The organism is Desulfuromonas sp. CSMB_57 (assembly GCF_020194955.2).
Taxonomy (GTDB): domain Bacteria; phylum Desulfobacterota; class Desulfuromonadia; order Desulfuromonadales; family Syntrophotaleaceae; genus JAFCIY02.
Genome location: NZ_JAFCIY020000004.1, coordinates 1 through 17,597, shown reverse-complemented (window position 1 = coordinate 17,597; position 17,597 = coordinate 1). Strand labels below are relative to the sequence as shown.

The window sequence follows — 17,597 nt, the reverse complement described above, 5'->3', positions numbered from 1 at the left end:
CGGTCCGCGATCAGTCAAGGCTTTTTGCCGAGCCGGGAACCTGGGCGGTGGGAGAAGGGCAATCCAGGGGACCATCCTCAAGAGGTTGCACAGCCTCCACCCGGCTGCAGAAGCGACCTCGCGGCAGGCGTATCCGGACCTGCTGGCCGGGCGTCAGCTGTGCCGCATCCCGAATCACCGACTGACCTTGGGCGTCGAAAACGATGGCATAGCCGCGTTGCAACGTGGCCAGAGGCGACAGGGCATCCAAACGGCCGCAGGCCAGGCCCAGACGATTGCCGGCCTGCCGTTGCCGTTGCGCCATGGCGCTCTGCAGGCGGCGCTGCAGATCCACCAGCTGACGGCCGCCCTGCCGCAAGCGCTCCTGGGGCGAACGCAGACGCCGCCGCAGGCCGTTCAGGCGTTCCCGCAAGACCACCAAACGGCTCTGCATGGGCCCGGTGAGCCGCAGCAGAAGATGATCCACGTGTCGCTCCAACTCCTCCCGTCCCTTGGCCACCATTTCCGCGGCCGCACTGGGCGTGGGCGCCCGCAGATCCGCCACCAGGTCGCTGATGCTGACATCCACCTCGTGCCCAACGGCGGAAATAACCGGAATTCGGGATGCATACACCGCACGGGCCACCGGTTCCTCGTTGAATGCCCAGAGGTCTTCCGTCGAACCGCCGCCGCGCCCCACGATCAAGACATCGGCCTGGCCATGGAGGTTGAGGTCGGCAATGGCTTCGGCGATTTCCAGGGCGGCGCCGTCGCCCTGCACCCGCACCGGCCGCAACAGCACCCTTACTCCGGCACCGCGTCGCCGCAGCACCTGGAGTATATCGTGAATGGCGGCGCCGGTCGCAGAAGTCACCACCCCGATGGTGCGGGGGAAGGTCGGCAACGGCCGTTTCCGCGCCGCATCGAACAATCCTTCGGCAGCCAACCGGGCTTTCAACTGCTCGAAGGCCACCTGCAAGGCGCCCTGCCCCTGAGGCTCCATATGATCGACAACCACCTGCAGTTCACCGCGCTGGGAATAAAGGGAAACCCGTCCGGCACACAGTACCTGCATGCCGTTTTCAGGACGAAAGCGCAGCAACCGATTCTGCGTCCGGAACATGACCGCCCGCAGTTGGGCGTTGTCATCCTTGAGGGACAGGTAGAAATGGCCCGATGCCGGAGCGGAAAAGTTGGCGATTTCCCCCAGGATCAGCACCTGCATGAAGTTTTCTTCCACCACATCCTTGATCAGCCCAACCAGCCGGGAAACACTCAACGCTCCCGCCCCATCCGGAAATTTCATAACCTGTCCACTTGTCGAGTTATTGACAACCGTCCGCCATTCCCCTATACATGAAACGCCCACCACGGAGGAAGGTCAGACCATACCATGCTGAAGCCTTATATCGTCACCGTCTCGAGCGAAAAAGGCGGGGTGGGAAAAACCACCCTGGCCACCAACCTGGCTATTTACCTCAAAGCCCTTTGCGAGGACTTGCCCGTCACCCTGTTCAGTTTCGACAACCATTTTTCGGTGGATCGCATGTTCCGCATCGGGCGCAGTGCGCCCAACTACGATCTGACGGATATGCTGAAGGGTATCCCTTTGGATCAGGTCCTGCAAGTCGGCGAATACGGCGTCCAGTATATTCCTTCCAGTCGGCATCTGGACAGCGTCGCCGAAGGACTGGCAAAGGTCGATGCCCTGGCATCCATCCTGGCGGCTTCCAGTCTGGAAGGAATCGTGATCATCGACACCCGCCCGACCCTGGATGTTTTCACCCGCAATGCCCTGTTTGCATCGGACCGGGTCATCATTCCCGTCAAGGACGCACCTTCGCTGGAAAACTGCCGCAACCTCTATGCCTTTTTCGATGCCTGGGGTCTTTCCAAGCGGCCGCTGCGGGTTTTGCCGTGCCTGATCGACAGCCGCATTCGTTATGAAGGGCCCTTCAAAAATGCCCAACAGTTGCTGCGCGGCTATGCCATCAATCGCGGCTACCGGTGTCTGGATGGCTTCATCGCCAAAAGCCCCAAAGTCGAATCCCTGAACACCAACCCCGAAGGCAAAATTTATCCGATCCTGACCTATGGACGCGGGACCACGGTCCACAGTCAGTTCGCCCATCTGGCCCGCCAGGTCTTCATCGGCCTGCGGGAGTCCACCGAGCGCCGCCTGGAGGAAATATCCAGCCGCCAGCAGCACGACCTCGAACTGCGCCAGGCGGCCCGCCGGCAACGGCATGCCGAGTTAATCCGGGACTGTCTGATCTGCGGCCAGTCCCTGGCAGACGAAGACCCCTTCCCGTTGCCCGGATTTTTTTGCCAGACCTCCGACGGCACGGTGGCCGGTTTTCTGGAAGAAGAGTGTTTTGCCGCTCTCGTGTTCCGCTACTTCTACCAGGCCCAAAAAGAGATCCCGGCGGGCGATCCTCTGCGGGAACTGTTCCGGGAATCCGCCCGGCGTTCCTATTTCGTTTTGCGTGGTCACACGGCGGTGGCCGGCACGCCGCAGTTGGAGTTCTTCCGGTTTGATGAGGAAGGCTTTGAAATTTCCCGAAAAACCCTGGACCTGAAGGAATTTGAGAGCCGTTTTCTGTCTCGGGAAAAGTCCCGCCTCTATGAACTGGCGGCCCGGACGCTGTTCACCAGCGACGGGTTGGCGTGCGAACGCTTTTTGCTCGTCCGCCGTATCAGTGAAACGGATCAGGATATCCTGGCCGAGGAACCCTACCGCCGCTTTGCCGCCATGATGCAGGCCATTGCCCGCAAACTCCCCTTGGAGCAGGCCCAACAAGACTGACGGTTCGCCCCTCCATCAATCCGTTGTTGATTTCACCGGGTCTTTCGCATCGGCATCCGCCGCTGCAGCCAGGGCCTTGGTCCGCTTTGGAGCCTCCTTCAGCAACGCCGAAACCGGCACCACCGTAATCCCCTGGCTGCGAATCCAGGCCGCCTCTTGCGCCAGAGCAGCCACCGTCTCCGGATAAGGATGACAGATGCCGATGGCCTGGCCCTGGCGTTGGGCCCTGGCCGCCAGTTTCCTGATCTGGGCCCGAATGGCCGCTACCTCACGGTCGTTATCCAGAAAAACATCTCTGCTGCGCACCGGCACCCCGGCCGCAGCCGCGCTGGTCGGGCCGACAGAGTCGGGACTGGTGCGGCTGTCGATGAAGAACCAGCCCCCCTCTTTCATGGCGGACATCACGGCTGCCATGCCCTCCGAGTCGGCGGAAAACCGCGACCCCATATGATTGTTGCCGCCGACGGCATGGGGGACCCTGCTGAAATAGCCGGCCACCCGCTGACGGATCTCCGCCGCATCCAATCCGACCATCAACGCGTTGGGGCCGGGATCGTGCTCCGGAAACCGGGTCGGTTCCATGGGCATGTGCACCAGGATTTCCCGTCCTGCCCGATGGCTCAGGATGGCCACCTGCTCGGTATGCCGTTCCTCCGGCATGATGGCCATGGTCAGTTCCAGATCCAAACCCAAAAGCTTGCGGGCGACAGTCAGATCCTGGCCCATATCGTCGACGATGATGGCGATACGACCGCCGCCGGCTACCGGTGGAGGCAACTTCGGCGGCGCCATTGGTTCCGGCTCCGGCCCCTGAAAATGCAGATAAAAGAGCGGGACGCCTCGGCTCAGAATCACCACATCGCTGCCTGACTCGCCCTGACGCGCCGCTCTAAGAGCGGGGTCTTGTCGCCCCAGGGTCTGCTGCAGAGCCTCCAGCCATGCCTCGCCGGGAAAGGCGGCCGGCAAATCGTAGTGCAGGACCCCCGCTTCCCGCCTGGGCTCGTGACCGTCCAAGATAATGCCGCGACGTCCCAATGCCTGTTCAAGCTCTTCCTGCAACATCGCCCGCAAGTCATGGGCGGCAGGCGGCACTTCTGCCACCCCGGGCGGACCCGGGACCGAAGGTTCGCCAGACGGCCCGGGCACCGGAGGGGCACCCATCCGCGAGCGATGCCAATAAGTCAGCGCACCAAGGGCCCCGACCAGAAAAGCGACCAGAACAAGGCAGATCAGAAGTATGTTCACAAAGCGCCGATTGCCTTTGGCAACCGAGCGCCGACGACGTGGTGGTTTTTTTTCGGCCATGGCACAAAAACAGGGGGGATGACGGGCATCCCCCCTTGGCAAGCAAAAAGATGATGAATCAGGCGGCGCGCTTCAAGCTATTGAATATCTGCCAACCCTTGAGCAGATCCAGAGCCCGCAGCAGTTGATAATCCTTCTGGTCCTGATCCTGAAGCGCAGCGTTCCCCGGTTCCTCCCCGGGAGCAGGCGCCGGCTTCTCGCTCGGCAGCTCCGGCGTATCGATGTGGTTGCGAAGATCCTGTTCCCGCACGGTCAATCCTTCGGCCGCCTCGCGAATTTCAAGGGGCTTGACCTCGATATCGGGACTGATGCCTTTGGCCTGAATGGAGGTTCCCTTGGGCGTAAAATAACGCGCCGTGGTCAGACGCAGCCCGGAATCGTCGCCGAGAGGAATCACCGTCTGCACCGAACCTTTGCCGAAGCTCTGGGTGCCGAGCACCACCGCCCGACCGTGATCCTGCAGGGCGCCGGCCACAATTTCCGAGGCGCTGGCCGTGCCGCCATTGATCAGCACCACCATGGGATAAGCGGGTTCCGTATCCCGGCTGCGTGCCTCAAAACGCATCTTGCTGGCGGCTTCGCGACCGTCCGTATAGACAATCAATCCCTCGTCCAAAAAGGCATCGGCGATCTTCACGGCCTGATCGAGCAACCCACCGGGATTGTTGCGCAAATCAAGCACCAGTCCCTGCAGGCTGCCCTGATTTTCCTTGCGCAATGCTTTCAGGGCGGCGCGCAGGTCGTCGTAGCTCCGCTCCTGGAACTGCGCCAGGCGCACATAACCGAACCCTTTTTCCAAAGTTCGGGCCCGGACACTGCGTACCTTGATGATCTCACGGGTCAGAGTGTATTCCCTGGGCTTTTCAAACCCCTCCCGCATGATGGTCAGGGTCACTTTGGTACCCTTGGCGCCGCGCATGAGTTTGACCGCTTCCATGATGGTCAAATCCTTGGTGAAGCGGTCGCCGATTTTGACGATGATGTCACCGGATTGCAACCCGGCGCGGAAAGCCGGGGTGTCTTCGATGGGAGCGACGATGAGCAGTGCCCCGTCGCGGATGGAAATTTCGATGCCCAAGCCGCCAAACTGGCCCTTGGTATCGATCTCGAGTTCGCGATACATGTCCGGCGGCAAATAGCCGGAATGGGGATCCAGCGAACTCAGCATGCCGTCAATGGCACCCTGAACCAGATCCTTGAAGGCCACTTCATCAACATAGCTTTTGCGCACGATGGACAGTACATCGGTAAACCGTTGCATTTCCTGATACATTTGTCCGGGTTCGGCGGAATGTGCCCGGCACAGCAGCAAGCCGACGGTGCCCCCGCCGAAAAACAGCCCGGCCAGCAGCACCGCCAGCCCAAAGCGTTTGAAAAGCATCATGTTCGATTCTCCCAGAAACAGTTGTTTTCAGCGCGGCGCCAGCCAATGCAGCGGATTCAGGGGCGTGCCGCGATGACGGATTTCAAAATAAACTCCGTTGCCTTCATATCCGGAGGTGCCGAGAACCTCCCCGGCACCCACCTTGTCTCCCACTCTGCGCTCAAGCCGTTGTGCCTGGGCATAGAGGGTATAGTAATTGTCACCATGATTGAGAATGATCAGGTTGCCAAACCCCTTGAAGGGGTTGGCAAAAATGACCTCACCTTCAAGGCAGGCGCGAATCGGGGTGCCGACCGGAGCCGCGATTTCAATGCCCTGGCTGTCGAACAGGGTGTCGGTCTCCGGGTGGCGCTGTTGCCCATAGCCGACCCGCACCGCACCCGGCGCCGGCCAGGCCAGCTTCCCCTTCTGCCGACCGAACACCCCCTTTGCCATAGCGGTTTGCGGTGCCGGGCGAACTCTTTCCTCCCTCCGGCCGTCTTGGGGCTGACCAGCCGTTTGGCGAGCCCGCGCCGCCTCCCTGGCCCGAGCTGCCTCGCGGGCGGCCTGTCGGGCCTGCTCCGCTTCGAGCCTCCGCAACAGACTGCCGAGCCGCACCGCCCGCTCCTTGAGCTGACCGAGCTCCTTGCTCATGGCGGTCCGATCCTGATCCAGGCGGGTAGCCATTTGGGCCTTGACCTGACGCCCGCGAGCCAGCACGCTCTGCTGCTGCTTCAAGCGCTGCAGGTTTTCCGCTTCCTGCGCGGAAATTGTTTCCAGGCGACTCTGGGCGGACTGCAGTTCCCGGACGTTTTCCCGGAAGGCCGCGAGCAGTTCCCGATCGCGCCGGATGACGCGGGAAAGAAAAAAGCAGTTCTGCGCCGCCGAGCCCGGATCGTCGCCGAGGAAAATGGCCTGCAGCAACCGGGTTTCGCCCTGGCGATAAATGACGCCGAGGCGCTTGGCCACCCGCGCCTCCCCAGCGGCGATCTGCTGTTCCAAAGCCTTGACTTTACGATCCGATTCCTCTCTTTCCCTGCGCAATTCCTGCAGCCGGCGTTCTCCGCGACCGACGTTGTCCGTCAGACCCTTCAATTCTTTTTCCAGCTGTGCCAGTTCTTTTTGAACTTCTCCCTGCTGGCGGGTTTTTTTCTGCAACTCGGCCGCCAGACCTTCTATGCGACGCTGCATCTTTTCCAGGTCGCCCCGTTGGCGGGCCAGATCGTTGGCCAGGGCCGGAACCGCGCCGATCAGGGTCAGCCAAAGGCAAAGCATGCCAGTCCAGCGATGGATGCGGGCCAATCGCTTCATGCCTCAGATCCTGACAAACTTGCGTAGGGAAGCTGCACTGCCCAGCAACCCCAGGGCGGTACCGGCTGCAACCAGCAGAAGCTGCTGCGGCAGGGACAGAAACAGGATATGGCCGATTCCCGAAATGAGCAGAAAACCGGCCAATCCCTCCTTGAGCAACCATTGAAACAGGCCGAAAGCTCCGGCCACGGCCAGCAGGCCGCCGACCAGACCCTGCAAGGCGCCTTCCAGCAAAAAGGGGGTTTTGATGTACATGGACGAGCCGCCGACCAGACCCATGATCTCGATTTCATCGCGACGGGCATAAAGGGTCAGCTTGATGGTGTTGGCGACGATGAACAGGGCCGCGAACAGCAGAAAACCGCCGAAAATGACCCCTCCCAGCTTCAGCAGGCCGATGAAGGCGTCAAACCGGGTCAGCCATTCCTGCTCATAGGTCAGATCGCTGAAATTGGCATCCTGGCGCAGCCGCCCCACCAGTTCGCCGACCCCGGCCTGGTTCCGGTACGGCGGCTTCAGGGTGATTTCCATGGCCGCCGGCAGGATTTCGGGACCGAATCCCTCCAGCAGTTCGGCATCCGGACCCAGGCGTTTCTGAAACCGCCGAAAGGCCTCATCCCGGGATACGAAGACAACTTTTTCCACTTCCGGCATGGCCTTGATTTTGGCGGTCCAGGCCTGGATCTGCGAGGCGCTGGGCGATTGTTCCAGGTAGGCGATGACCTGGATGTCCTGGCTCCATTGCCGGGTAACCTGCTGCACGTTGAGAACCACGATGCCGAAAAAGGCAATAATGGTCAAGGCGACCGCCACGGTACCGATGGCGGCGGTGCACAACACCGGACTCTGTTTCAGGTTGCGCCAAACCCGGCGCATCAGGCAACGGACACGATCCAGCACGATATCAACCTCTTACATGGATGGAATAAACGAAACACCACGGTGCTCCAGGCAGGATTATCCGGCCGGATGCACCCGGGCCTCAGGGCGTGTAATCCTCTTTGAGCCTGCCCTTATCGAGCAACAGCACGCGGCGCGGAAACTGCCGAATCAAGTCGCGATTGTGGGTCGCCAGGATCACCGTGGTGCCGCGGGCGTTGGCACCCTTGAACAACTCCATGATTTCCTGGGTCACTTCGTCGTCCAGGTTGCCCGTCGGTTCGTCGGCCAGAAGAATCATGGGATCGCCGACCAGGGCCCGGGCAATGGCGGCACGCTGCTGCTCGCCGCCGGACAACTGCAGGGGGAAGCGATGCAGTTTACCGTGCAATCCGACGTGCTTCAGAGCCTGGTAGACCTTGGTGCTGATTTCGAAACGCTTGCGCCCCTGTACTTCAAGGGGAAAAGCGACGTTTTCAAACAGGGTTCGGCTGTTGAGCAGCTTGAAATCCTGAAAAACGATGCCGATTCGACGTCGCAGGTGGGGAATCCGGCTTGAGCGCAGGCGGGTGATGTTCTGCCCGTCGATGAGAATCTGGCCGCGGGTGGGTTTTTCGGCCCCATACAGGAGCTTTAGAAGGGTCGATTTACCCGCCCCGGATGCGCCGGTCAGATAAACAAAATCGCCCTTGGGGATCCGAATGGTCAGATCGATCAGGGCGGTGGAATCCTTCTGGTAGGACATGGATACGTTGCAGATCTGTATCATGGTAGGTTCTTATGCCGTCATTTTGCAGGCTGAGGGAAAAAATCCAAATCGAGCACTTTGAGCCGTGCTCCCGACCGCTACCATTCCCGATAGGGCACCCCGTCAAGTCCGACCAGATCGCTGCCGCTGTGCACATCAAAAATGCCGCCAGGCACGACCTCGCCATCCTCCGTGGCTTCCGGTGCTAAGGTGTACCATGTTTCCGTGCTTTGCGTAAAGGGGTCGCGCGGCAGGCCACGCAGATAGCGCCGCTCCACCAGCTCCTCCAAGGTGTCCGGATAATGGCCTCGATCGGCAAAATAGGCATCGATGGCCTGTCGCATCTGGTATAGATTCTCGCGCAGCACCGATTCCCGGGCGCGAATCACGCTGCGTTGGTAGGAAGGTACCGCAATGCTCGCCAGAATGCCGATAATGGTCATGACGATCAGCAGCTCAATGAGGGTAAACCCGACTGTTTGCCGGAGCCTACCAAGTATTGTAGGTGCTGCCGTCGAGGGCGGTGGCGGTACTTTGCGAATAGACATCATATACGTCCTTGCCGTTCCAGGACAGGGCGTCGGGTTCGTCGGTATATCCCCGCAAGCCCCAGCCAAGCTGGTCGCGATCGAAGGGATCCCGGGGCAGACGCCGCAGATATTTGCGGGCAAAGGGATAGAGTTCTCCCCAGTCCACGCCATGGACCAATTCATCCAGGTTTTTGGGATAGCCCGTCTCATCGACATCGGCCGTGATGGTCTGCTCCCTGACGGCGCGATCGAAATCGGCCTTGTAGGCGTCAATGGCGCTGCGCAGCAACCGCAGGCTGCGTCGCAGTTCCAGTTCCCGGTTGCGCTGCACGCTGACCTGCGCCAGAGGCAAAACCGCACCGGCCAGGATCCCCAGTATGGTTACGGTAATCAGCAACTCAACCAGGGTCAGGCCGCGGCAGGAAACGGCAGACCATCGGCCCAAAAGCCTCATGCTTTCAACGCACCTCCACAAAAGACGCTTCATCCCGCACTGCCAAGGCGGCTCCGGCCGAATTTCGGAAATCGGGGTCCATCAGTTGCACCTGACCCTTACCGGGTGCCATGGCTCGGAAGCGCAAGGTCAACAGATTGCCGAAACCCGAAGCACCTGTTTTATCGCCGGTCTTCTGCAGCCGCAGGGTTACCGTTCCGGCGGCAGCATCTTCCTCGCTGGTCAGAACGACGGATTTGTCGGGACCGCTGAACAGAGTGCCCGGTTCGGCGCCTTCAAAGGCGACCAGCTGCTGAGGATAGCGCACCGTCAGGGCAATCTGCCGCAAATCGTGCACCGCAGATAACCCGACCTGCACCACCAGATCCTGGCCGACCGTTGCCGGCGGAACCTGCAACGACAGGCTCGCGCCGGGCGGCCCTACCCCGGCTGCCGGGCCAGGGCTGCGCCCGGTCCCCGGCAACAGAGGTTGCTGCAGGCTGCCGGGGGTATTGCCGGGCTGGAACCGCTCTCCGGCAAAGGTTATGAAGCGCGGTCCGGCCTGGAGATCCTCCTCCCCGCTGGACCAGATGGTGGCCAGCTCCGCATGCGGCAATTCGATGTTGCGAACGATGTAGGGCGTGATGGACAGGAGAATTTCACGTTTCTGCTTGCTTCTGTTGCGCCCGGTGACCAGGGGCCCCACCAGTGGCACGCGGCCAAGGCCTGGCAGCGTATCGCGGGTTTCGGAAATATCGTCGCGGATCAGGCCGCCGATGATGGTGCGCTCGCCGTCCTTGAGGGTCAGGGAGGATTGGGCATTGGTGGTGCTGATACGCAGGGCTACCCCGCCACCGGCAATGACCTGGCGTTCCAGCACATTGCTGACTTCCAGAGCCAGGTTGGTCACTACCGTATTATCGAGTTGGATGATGGGTTCCACATCCAGTTTTACGCCGACGTCGACATACTGGACATTGGTCGAGGTGACGTCCGAGGTGGTGGTGCTGATGTTGGTGGTGACGATGGGCTCCCGGGTACCGATGTGCACCTTGGCTTTTTCGCGGTTTTTGACCCGGATTTTCGGGTTGGCGAGGATTTCCGTGTCGGCCAGGGTCTTGGCGAAGTCGAAGGTTGCCGAGGGCAAAGTATAGAAGGATTCAAGACCGCTCAATCCCCGCGCCAGACCGGTCGTAGGGACGAGAGGGGGGGTGCCCGGAGCGGCAATGAAGGTATCCGGCACCAGGTTTTCCGCATTGGGCCCCTGACCGAAACCGATACCGACGCCGTAACGACTCAGGCGCGGGCCCAGATTCAGATCGTCACGATGGCTGACTTCCACCAGTTCCAGGTCGAACACCACTTCCGAATCGGCCCGATCGGCGGCTTCCAGGATCTGTCGCGCCAACTTGACCACATCGGGCTTGTCGCGCATTACCAGGGCATTGCGCTCTTCATGCACATACAACTTGGTAATCTGCAGCATGGCCCGCAGCATGGTAATGGCCTTTTTCGCGTCGATGTTGGACAGGTAAAAGACCTGGATGATCTGATCTTCGTATTGTTTGACCTTGGCGGGGGTCTGCGGATAGATCAGGATGGTTTTGGCATTCAGTACCCGCCGCCCCAATCCGTTGAGCTTAAGGAGAATCTCCAGAGCCTGGGCAAAGGACACCTTTTTCAATTCCAGGGAGATGACCCGTTGCGGCACCTCTTCATCAAAGATGAAATCGATGCCCGACAGCCGCGCCAGAATTCCGAAGGCCTGCTGCATGTCCACGCTTTCCAGCCGCAGAGTGATTAACTGATCGGAGGCCAGTTCCAGCTCAAAGCCGTCGATGACGGTCTGACCGGTGCGTTCGACTTTCTGCAACAGTTCCAGCGCCTGGGTATTGCCGGGCTGCAACTGCAAGGCCCGCTGCAGGCTGGCCCTGGCTTGGTAATACTGGCGTTGGACAAACAGCCGTTCGGCAGCGGCTGTCAGCACCTGAGCCTGCTGCTCAGCCTGGATGCCCCGCAGTTGCTGGCTGGCCAGGGTCAGGCTGCTGTCCAAGGCCAGGGCCTGTTGAAAAGCGGCGGCCGCGGCCATGGGATTGCCGCGGTCCAACTCCTGCCGGCCCAGGTTCAAATAATTTAAAGCCGCGCGATTACGCGCTCCCAGCCATTTCATCCGATACTCGTGACGACCCGGATCTTCGGCAATCGCCGCCTCGAATCGCTCCATGGCCCGTTCATACTCTCCGGCCTGAAGCAACGCCTCCCCTTCACGAAAGGCCGTCGTCCCGGCCGCGCAGCCCATGACGCAGAACATCAAGCCGACCACCAGCCAACGTCCCTTGTTAATCGTCGATGATTTCATCCGGCGACACCTCCTCTCGGGTTGCCCCGTCATTGGCGGGTAATACCGGTTCGGCGCCATTCGTCACTGGCGGCCCGATATCCTCGAGGCCGACCCTTGGCGTTTCCGGAGCAGCACCGGAAAGCACCCAAACTGGGCGCTGGTCGACGGCAATCAGGTGCGGCTGGGGCCGACGTCGCTCTTCAACCACCAGCAACTCGGATCGTGCCTCGCGCAACCGGTACATGCCATCGGGACCAAACCTCTCCCCCACAGCCACAATAAATACATCCCCATTCAAACCGAAAAAGATCTTCTGCCGGCCCTGCTGGCGCAAAAAGCCCAGAAACCGGGGTCGAATTTCTTCTACTACCACCGCTTCATCATCCAAGGGCTCTTCCGGCGGCGACTCCACGCCTGCCGCCAGATCCGCAGTGCCGTCCAGGGGCGCAAACAGGTTGTGCCGCACCTCCACTCCGGGTTCGGTTTCCCGCTGCAGGAGATCGAGCCGGACACGCCCGCCAGTCCGTACCGGGATCTCCGGTCTTTCACTGCGCGGCACGAAGGGAGTCGTGACCCGCCGCCGGCGGGGGCACTGACTGATGCCGAAAGCCAGGGCCAGGACAAACAGGGCACTGAGTATGAGCAACAGACGAACCTGGCGTGTCATGTTTTGTCCATCCTGAAAAAGGTGGCGAGTTGCATCTGGACGCTGACCCGATCATCCACGGCGCTCTCTCCCTTCAGGGTCATACTTTCCAGCACAAACAGTCTGGCGGCGTTTTCGACTTCATGGATGAATCGCTTGACCTGATCATAGCTGCCGGTGACGGCAAAGGACAGACCGTAACGCAACAGGGGCCGCGGACCGAATTCAGTCGGACGATAATCGATGCGACTGATGCTCAAACCATGACTGGCGGCCAGGGCCGGCAGTTCGACCACCAGAAACGGCCAAGTGTCCTCGGTGGGCAGCAGTTGGTAGAATTGATCCAACTGGTTGGCCAGTCGTTGTTGTGCCGCGGGATCCGAGCCCTGTACCTCCCCCCGCGCATAGCCCTGGCGTTCCAACAACAGATTTTCCTGCTGCTCCAGACGCGGCAGCAGATAACTGTTCAGCAGGATCAGCCCGCCGACATTAAGCAACAGCAGAATTGCGCAAATCAGCGGCGCGATGCGGCTGATTTTCCAGAGGGTGACCAGAAAGGGCTCTTTGGCCATCTCACAATCCTCCCTGCAGTTCCACGCGGCATATGAGTGCCGGCGGCTGATCCGCTGCCGGGGCCTGCAGCATCTGGCTGAGCAGCCGAACCTGACTGTTCGGCCCATAGCCCTGAAGACTGGTCAAAAAGGCCGCCAAAGCCTCCGGATCCCGAGCCGCCAGTTCCAGGCGCAACTGGCCGCGCGGGAAATCGGGCGTCAGGCTGCGCAACTGGATGCCGGGAACCATGAGCTCTTCAAGACGATCCAGCATGCCGACCCAGCGCGGTTTGGCCATTTCGAGAATTTCATTGCTGGCGGCGATTTCCGCAGCCAGGCGCTGCGGATCGATCTTCCGGGTCGCCGGCAGGGGTTCGCCTGCCCCGCTGTTCGACTCCAACTGCCGCAATTGATCGGCGGCCACAAAGGACCGATCATGGGCGATGACCATATAACGCAGGGTCGCAAACAGCCAGGCGGCCAGCAGCAGCATGATGATGCCGTAACCGACCAGCACCGGCCGCCGTCCCAGATAGATCCTTCTGGCCAGATTGACACGAATCTTCATGCCCCCCTCCAGCACAAGGCTGCCGCAACGCCGCGCACGGCATCCATTTCGCGACCGGGTTCCTCGAAAACATCTGCCGCGGCCGCCGGAGGATGCAACGGAATGACCTCCCGCCCGAACAGGGATACCAGGCCTTCGGACAGTCGTCCCGCCTCCGGTTGTTCCTGGTGGAAAAACAGGGATGCCCTTTCAAAGCCCGGCACGACTTGCCGGCAATGAACGGCCAGACGGTGAATCTCCTGCAAGGCGCGGGTTTCGCCATCCGTCGCAGTACGGGATCGGTAAAACTCCAATTGCCCGGACCGGAAAAACTGCAGGGCGACTTCCTCGGCACTGACAGCCACCAACACGCAGTCACCGAGAGTGTCCAACTGCTGGCGGTAGAAGCGGTAGAGGTCGAGGAAATGAAAGGAGACCAGCACAGGGCAAAAGCCCATGGCTCCCAGAAGCTGTTCGTACTGGGTCAGAATGCCGCCCGCAAGGGCCACCACCAAGGCCCGCGAACGGCCTACTTCCCGGGTGTCCAGCAACTGGTAATCGAATTCGAAATCATCCAGTTCCGCCGGCAGAAGCTGTTGCGCCTGCCACCGGAATATCGCCCTGCCTTCCTTGCGGGAAGGCACGGCGACCTCCGATTCCACCACCTGCACCAGTCCGCAGTGGTCCGGAAGGGACAGGGCCAGACGGCGCTCTGAACCCGCTAACGGCAGCAGCACCTCTTCCAGCGCCTCGGAGAACGGCTTTTCCTCCCGCACCTGGGCCTCACGCATATCCGAGTTGAACAACCCCTCAGGCAAGGGCACGCTGCGGCTGGCCACCACCGCAAAGTCCTGCGAGTGCCTTTCAAGGGCCACCGCCCGCAGCATACGGGGGCGAATGTCCAGACCAAGGTAACGACGCCGTTTCATGTTTTTGGCTCCTGGTCCACAAAGGTGACTCGATTGATTTCCGTCAGACTGGTAACCCCCTGCACCACCTTTTCCAGAGCTGCTTCGCGCAGAAAAACGGTGCCGTTGCGACGCGCCTCCTGGCGCAGCGTGGCAACGGGAGCACGGGCGATGATCAGTTCCCGCAGGGCATCGTTGAGAACCAAGAGTTCGATAATGGCGCTCCGCCCCACGTAGCCCTGACCATGGCAATGTTCACAGCCACGGCCTTGAAAAAAAACCACATCCTTGAACCGTTCCGGCTGCAGTCCGGAAGCCAGCAGAAACTCCCGTTCATAACGTACCGGCTCACGACACCCATCGCAGATTTTGCGCACCAGACGCTGGGCCAGAACCCCATTGAGACAGGACACAAACTGATAGGGCTCCAACCCCATGTGCAAAAACCGTCCAATGACATCAAAGACGTTGTTGGCATGCACTGTGGTGAACACCAAGTGACCGGTCAGGGCCGATTGCACCGCGATCTGCGCGGTTTCCGGGTCGCGAATCTCCCCGACCATGATCTTGTCCGGATCGTGTCGCAGCACCGAGCGCAGCCCGCGGGCGAAGGTGAGCCCCTTTTTTTCATTCACCGGAACCTGCACGATGCCCCGCACCTGATATTCCACGGGATCTTCGATGGTGATGATTTTTTCCTGCTCCGTGTATATTTCCGCCAGGGCGGCGTACAGGGTGGTGGTTTTACCGCTGCCGGTGGGCCCGGTCACCAACACCATGCCATAGGGTTCATGAATCAAACGCCGAAAGCGTTTCAATTCGCGTTGATTGAAACCCAGCGCCGTCAGGGTCAAGCCACGCAGATCGGCGTCGATATTGCCCTTGTCGAGAATGCGGATGACTGCATCCTCGCCGAAACTGCTGGGCAGGATGGACACCCGGAAGTCGATGGAGCGGCCGCCGATGCGCGCCTTGAAACGACCGTCCTGGGGGATGCGCCGCTCCGAAATATCCAAATCGCTCATCACCTTGATGCGGGAAATAATCGGCCCCTGAAAGCGCCGATCCAGCGGCTCGGTAGCCCGAAACAGTACCCCGTCTACCCGGTATTTGATTACCACGCCGATGGGTCCGGATTCGATGTGAATGTCGCTGGCACGTTTTTTGAGGGCATCCACCAAAGTGGTGTCGATGAGTTTGATGACCGGGCTGGTTTCTGCATCGGCCTTTTCCGGCGACAGCAATTCTTCGCCGCCCTCATCTGCAGTCAGGATGTGAGGCCGCAGGTCTTCGGAGGCTTCCTGAAGAGCCTGACGGGAAACGGGCTGTCCCTGCTCCAGCCAGCGTTGAATTTCCCGGGCGGCGGCGACGCGCAGGGTGATGGGCGCCGCCAAAGCCGCTTCCACCTGTGCCAGGGCGTCAAGATTGGTAGGATTGGCAATGGCCAAAACCCAAAGGTCGCCATCCCGGGCCAGGGGTATGACGCCCAGTTTGCGACTCAAATCGGCCGGAAACTGCTCCTGCAGAGCGAGGTCCGGAGTTTCCACGTTCAGGTCAACGAACTCGAGGTTATACTGCCGAGCCAATGCCTGAGCCAGATCCCGCTCATCAAAACAGCCCAGTTCCAGACCCGTATCGCCGAAATTGCGACCACTGGTTTTCATCTGCTCGAGGATCAGGGTAACCTGGTCCGGCGCCAAAGCGCCGGCCTCGACCAGTAATTCTCCCAGTTTTTTCCAGATCTGCGGCATACCTGCCTCACGCCTTTTTGAACTGCCCGCCCCGGAAACTACCCTTGCCCTTCGTTCAACGAACGGTACCCGCCAATTGAAAGATGGGCAGGTAAATGGCGACGACAATGACTCCTATCAGCAGCCCTACTACAATCATCATGGCCGGTTCCGCAAATCCTGCAAGCCGCCCCAGGCGATTTTCCACCGCGGCCTGATAAAATTCCGCGACTTCTCCAAGCATGCTGCTAAGGCTCCCGGTTTTTTCCCCGGTTGCCACCATCCGCACCGCCAAGGAGGGGAACACGCCGCTCTGCTGCAAGGCTTCCGCCAGGCTGCCGCCGCCACTAATCTCACGCAGTACGCCCCGCAGGCGCCGCTCGAGAACCCGATTGTTCAGTACCCCGCAAGCCAATTCCGTGGCCGGAAGCAATGGCATGCCGCTGTTGAGGACGGTACTCAGGGTCTGACAGTAATTGACCAGACCCACCTCCTGCAACAACGGCCCGAGACCTGGCAGACGCAATAGCCAGCCATCGAAACGGAGCCGCCAACGGGGACGCTGCAGAGCACGCCGGAAAACAAAGGGTGCCAAGGCCAGAGCCAGCAGCAACAGCGGCCAAATGCGCCCGAGCAGACCGGCCACGGCCATGAGCGCCCGCGTTACCGGCGGCAGTACCACCTGAGCATCGGCGTATATCTGGGTAAAAGTGGGTATAACGTACAGGAGCAGGAAAACCAGCACCCCCGCCGAAGCGAGAATCAGCAGGCTTGGATAGATGGCGGCGGAACGAAGTCGCTCACGCAGATGCCGAAGATGCTTTTGATAGGAGATGAAACGCTCCAGAACAATAGGCAAGTCTCCGGTCTGTTCGCCGGCGCGAATGATGGAGCAATACAGAGAGGGAAAATATCGCGGATGCCTGGCAAAGGCCTCCGCCAAGGCACTGCCACCCGCGACGGCGCTGCGCACAGAGGTCAGAACCTGTACCGTTTCCTGGTCCCAGCCCTCCTGCAATACGGCATCAAAAATATACAGGATCGGCATTCCGGCCCGTACCAGCGCCAAAAATTCCTGATTGAAAAGGAGAAATTGCTCCTTTTCCCAGCGTCGCGGACCGCCCTTGGACAGCAGGCGTGCCTGAATCCACACCCGTCGCATGGCAAAAACTCGACATCCCTGTTGTTCGAGTTCCGCTCGAAGCACGGCGCGACTGCGGGCCTGAAACTGCTGCTGAACGAGACGTCCGTCCGGCATGCCGATTTTGCAGATGAATTGGCTCATGGTAGTGGAATTTTACCATAGCCAAGGGAAATAACGAGATTTTCTAAGGCAACAAAAGGATGATTGACGGAAAATTGAAAACCGGAACACCATGCTTGGGGACAATAGCGACCGCGATCTCCATGTACCGGAAAAAAACAAGGCACCGCCCGTGGGCAGTGCCTTCAATGATGGCGGGGCTGACGGGACTCGAACCCGCGACCTCCGGCGTGACAGGCCGGCGTTGTAACCGACT

Annotated in this window: 16 protein-coding genes; 1 reads left to right on the top strand and 15 read right to left on the bottom strand. The window is 60.4% G+C overall.

Features of this window, described 5'->3' with window-relative positions:
* Nucleotides 1-10: 10 nt before the first annotated feature.
* Complete coding sequence (gene xseA / locus JQN68_RS01815) at nucleotides 11-1,285, bottom strand: exodeoxyribonuclease VII large subunit (protein WP_225072994.1); 1,275 nt, start codon at nucleotides 1,283-1,285, stop codon at nucleotides 11-13.
* Nucleotides 1,286-1,372: 87 nt separating this feature from the next.
* Here xseA and JQN68_RS01810 point away from each other — a divergent pair, with 87 nt between their 5' ends.
* Complete coding sequence (locus JQN68_RS01810) at nucleotides 1,373-2,785, top strand: ParA family protein (RefSeq protein ID WP_225072993.1); 1,413 nt, start codon at nucleotides 1,373-1,375, stop codon at nucleotides 2,783-2,785.
* 15 nt (nucleotides 2,786-2,800) lie between these two features.
* Here JQN68_RS01810 and JQN68_RS14675 read toward each other — a convergent pair whose 3' ends face one another.
* From JQN68_RS14675 to JQN68_RS01740, 14 genes are all read right to left on the bottom strand, one after another.
* Nucleotides 2,801-4,030, bottom strand: coding sequence for a divergent polysaccharide deacetylase family protein (locus JQN68_RS14675; protein ID WP_249620979.1), 1,230 nt, complete (start codon nucleotides 4,028-4,030; stop codon nucleotides 2,801-2,803).
* Between the two features lie 118 nt (nucleotides 4,031-4,148).
* On the bottom strand, nucleotides 4,149-5,471 hold the full coding sequence (locus JQN68_RS01800) for a S41 family peptidase (protein ID WP_225073026.1): 1,323 nt from the start codon (nucleotides 5,469-5,471) through the stop codon (nucleotides 4,149-4,151).
* A gap of 30 nt (nucleotides 5,472-5,501) precedes the next feature.
* Complete coding sequence (locus tag JQN68_RS01795; RefSeq protein WP_225072991.1) at nucleotides 5,502-6,764, bottom strand: murein hydrolase activator EnvC family protein; 1,263 nt, start codon at nucleotides 6,762-6,764, stop codon at nucleotides 5,502-5,504.
* 3 nt (nucleotides 6,765-6,767) lie between these two features.
* A complete protein-coding gene (ftsX, locus tag JQN68_RS01790) occupies nucleotides 6,768-7,664 on the bottom strand; it encodes a permease-like cell division protein FtsX (protein WP_225072990.1) in 897 nt (298 codons plus the stop codon).
* 82 nt (nucleotides 7,665-7,746) lie between these two features.
* Nucleotides 7,747-8,412, bottom strand: coding sequence for a cell division ATP-binding protein FtsE (gene ftsE / locus JQN68_RS01785; RefSeq protein WP_225072989.1), 666 nt, complete (start codon nucleotides 8,410-8,412; stop codon nucleotides 7,747-7,749).
* Between the two features lie 77 nt (nucleotides 8,413-8,489).
* Complete coding sequence (locus JQN68_RS01780) at nucleotides 8,490-8,939, bottom strand: prepilin-type N-terminal cleavage/methylation domain-containing protein (RefSeq protein ID WP_283775334.1); 450 nt, start codon at nucleotides 8,937-8,939, stop codon at nucleotides 8,490-8,492.
* The gene (locus JQN68_RS01775; RefSeq protein ID WP_225072988.1) at nucleotides 8,881-9,375 is read right to left on the bottom strand and encodes a type II secretion system protein; all 495 of its coding nucleotides are present in this window, start codon (nucleotides 9,373-9,375) and stop codon (nucleotides 8,881-8,883) included. Before JQN68_RS01775 ends, JQN68_RS01780 begins: the two co-directional genes overlap by 59 nt.
* A gap of 4 nt (nucleotides 9,376-9,379) precedes the next feature.
* Complete coding sequence (locus tag JQN68_RS01770; RefSeq protein ID WP_225072987.1) at nucleotides 9,380-11,713, bottom strand: secretin GspD/PilQ domain-containing protein; 2,334 nt, start codon at nucleotides 11,711-11,713, stop codon at nucleotides 9,380-9,382.
* A complete protein-coding gene (locus JQN68_RS01765) occupies nucleotides 11,694-12,362 on the bottom strand; it encodes a hypothetical protein (protein WP_225072986.1) in 669 nt (222 codons plus the stop codon). The genes JQN68_RS01770 and JQN68_RS01765 overlap by 20 nt, the downstream gene beginning before the upstream one ends.
* Nucleotides 12,359-12,913, bottom strand: coding sequence for a type 4a pilus biogenesis protein PilO (pilO, locus tag JQN68_RS01760; protein WP_225072985.1), 555 nt, complete (start codon nucleotides 12,911-12,913; stop codon nucleotides 12,359-12,361). The genes JQN68_RS01765 and pilO overlap by 4 nt, the downstream gene beginning before the upstream one ends.
* Before the next feature lies 1 nt (nucleotide 12,914).
* Nucleotides 12,915-13,460, bottom strand: a complete 546-nt coding sequence (locus JQN68_RS01755; RefSeq protein ID WP_225072984.1) for a PilN family protein — start codon at nucleotides 13,458-13,460, stop codon at nucleotides 12,915-12,917.
* Nucleotides 13,457-14,368, bottom strand: coding sequence for a type IV pilus biogenesis protein PilM (gene pilM, locus JQN68_RS01750; protein WP_225072983.1), 912 nt, complete (start codon nucleotides 14,366-14,368; stop codon nucleotides 13,457-13,459). Before pilM ends, JQN68_RS01755 begins: the two co-directional genes overlap by 4 nt.
* Nucleotides 14,365-16,098, bottom strand: coding sequence for a GspE/PulE family protein (locus JQN68_RS01745; RefSeq protein ID WP_225072982.1), 1,734 nt, complete (start codon nucleotides 16,096-16,098; stop codon nucleotides 14,365-14,367). Before JQN68_RS01745 ends, pilM begins: the two co-directional genes overlap by 4 nt.
* A gap of 55 nt (nucleotides 16,099-16,153) precedes the next feature.
* The gene (locus JQN68_RS01740; RefSeq protein ID WP_225072981.1) at nucleotides 16,154-17,362 is read right to left on the bottom strand and encodes a type II secretion system F family protein; all 1,209 of its coding nucleotides are present in this window, start codon (nucleotides 17,360-17,362) and stop codon (nucleotides 16,154-16,156) included.
* Nucleotides 17,363-17,597: the final 235 nt, after the last annotated feature.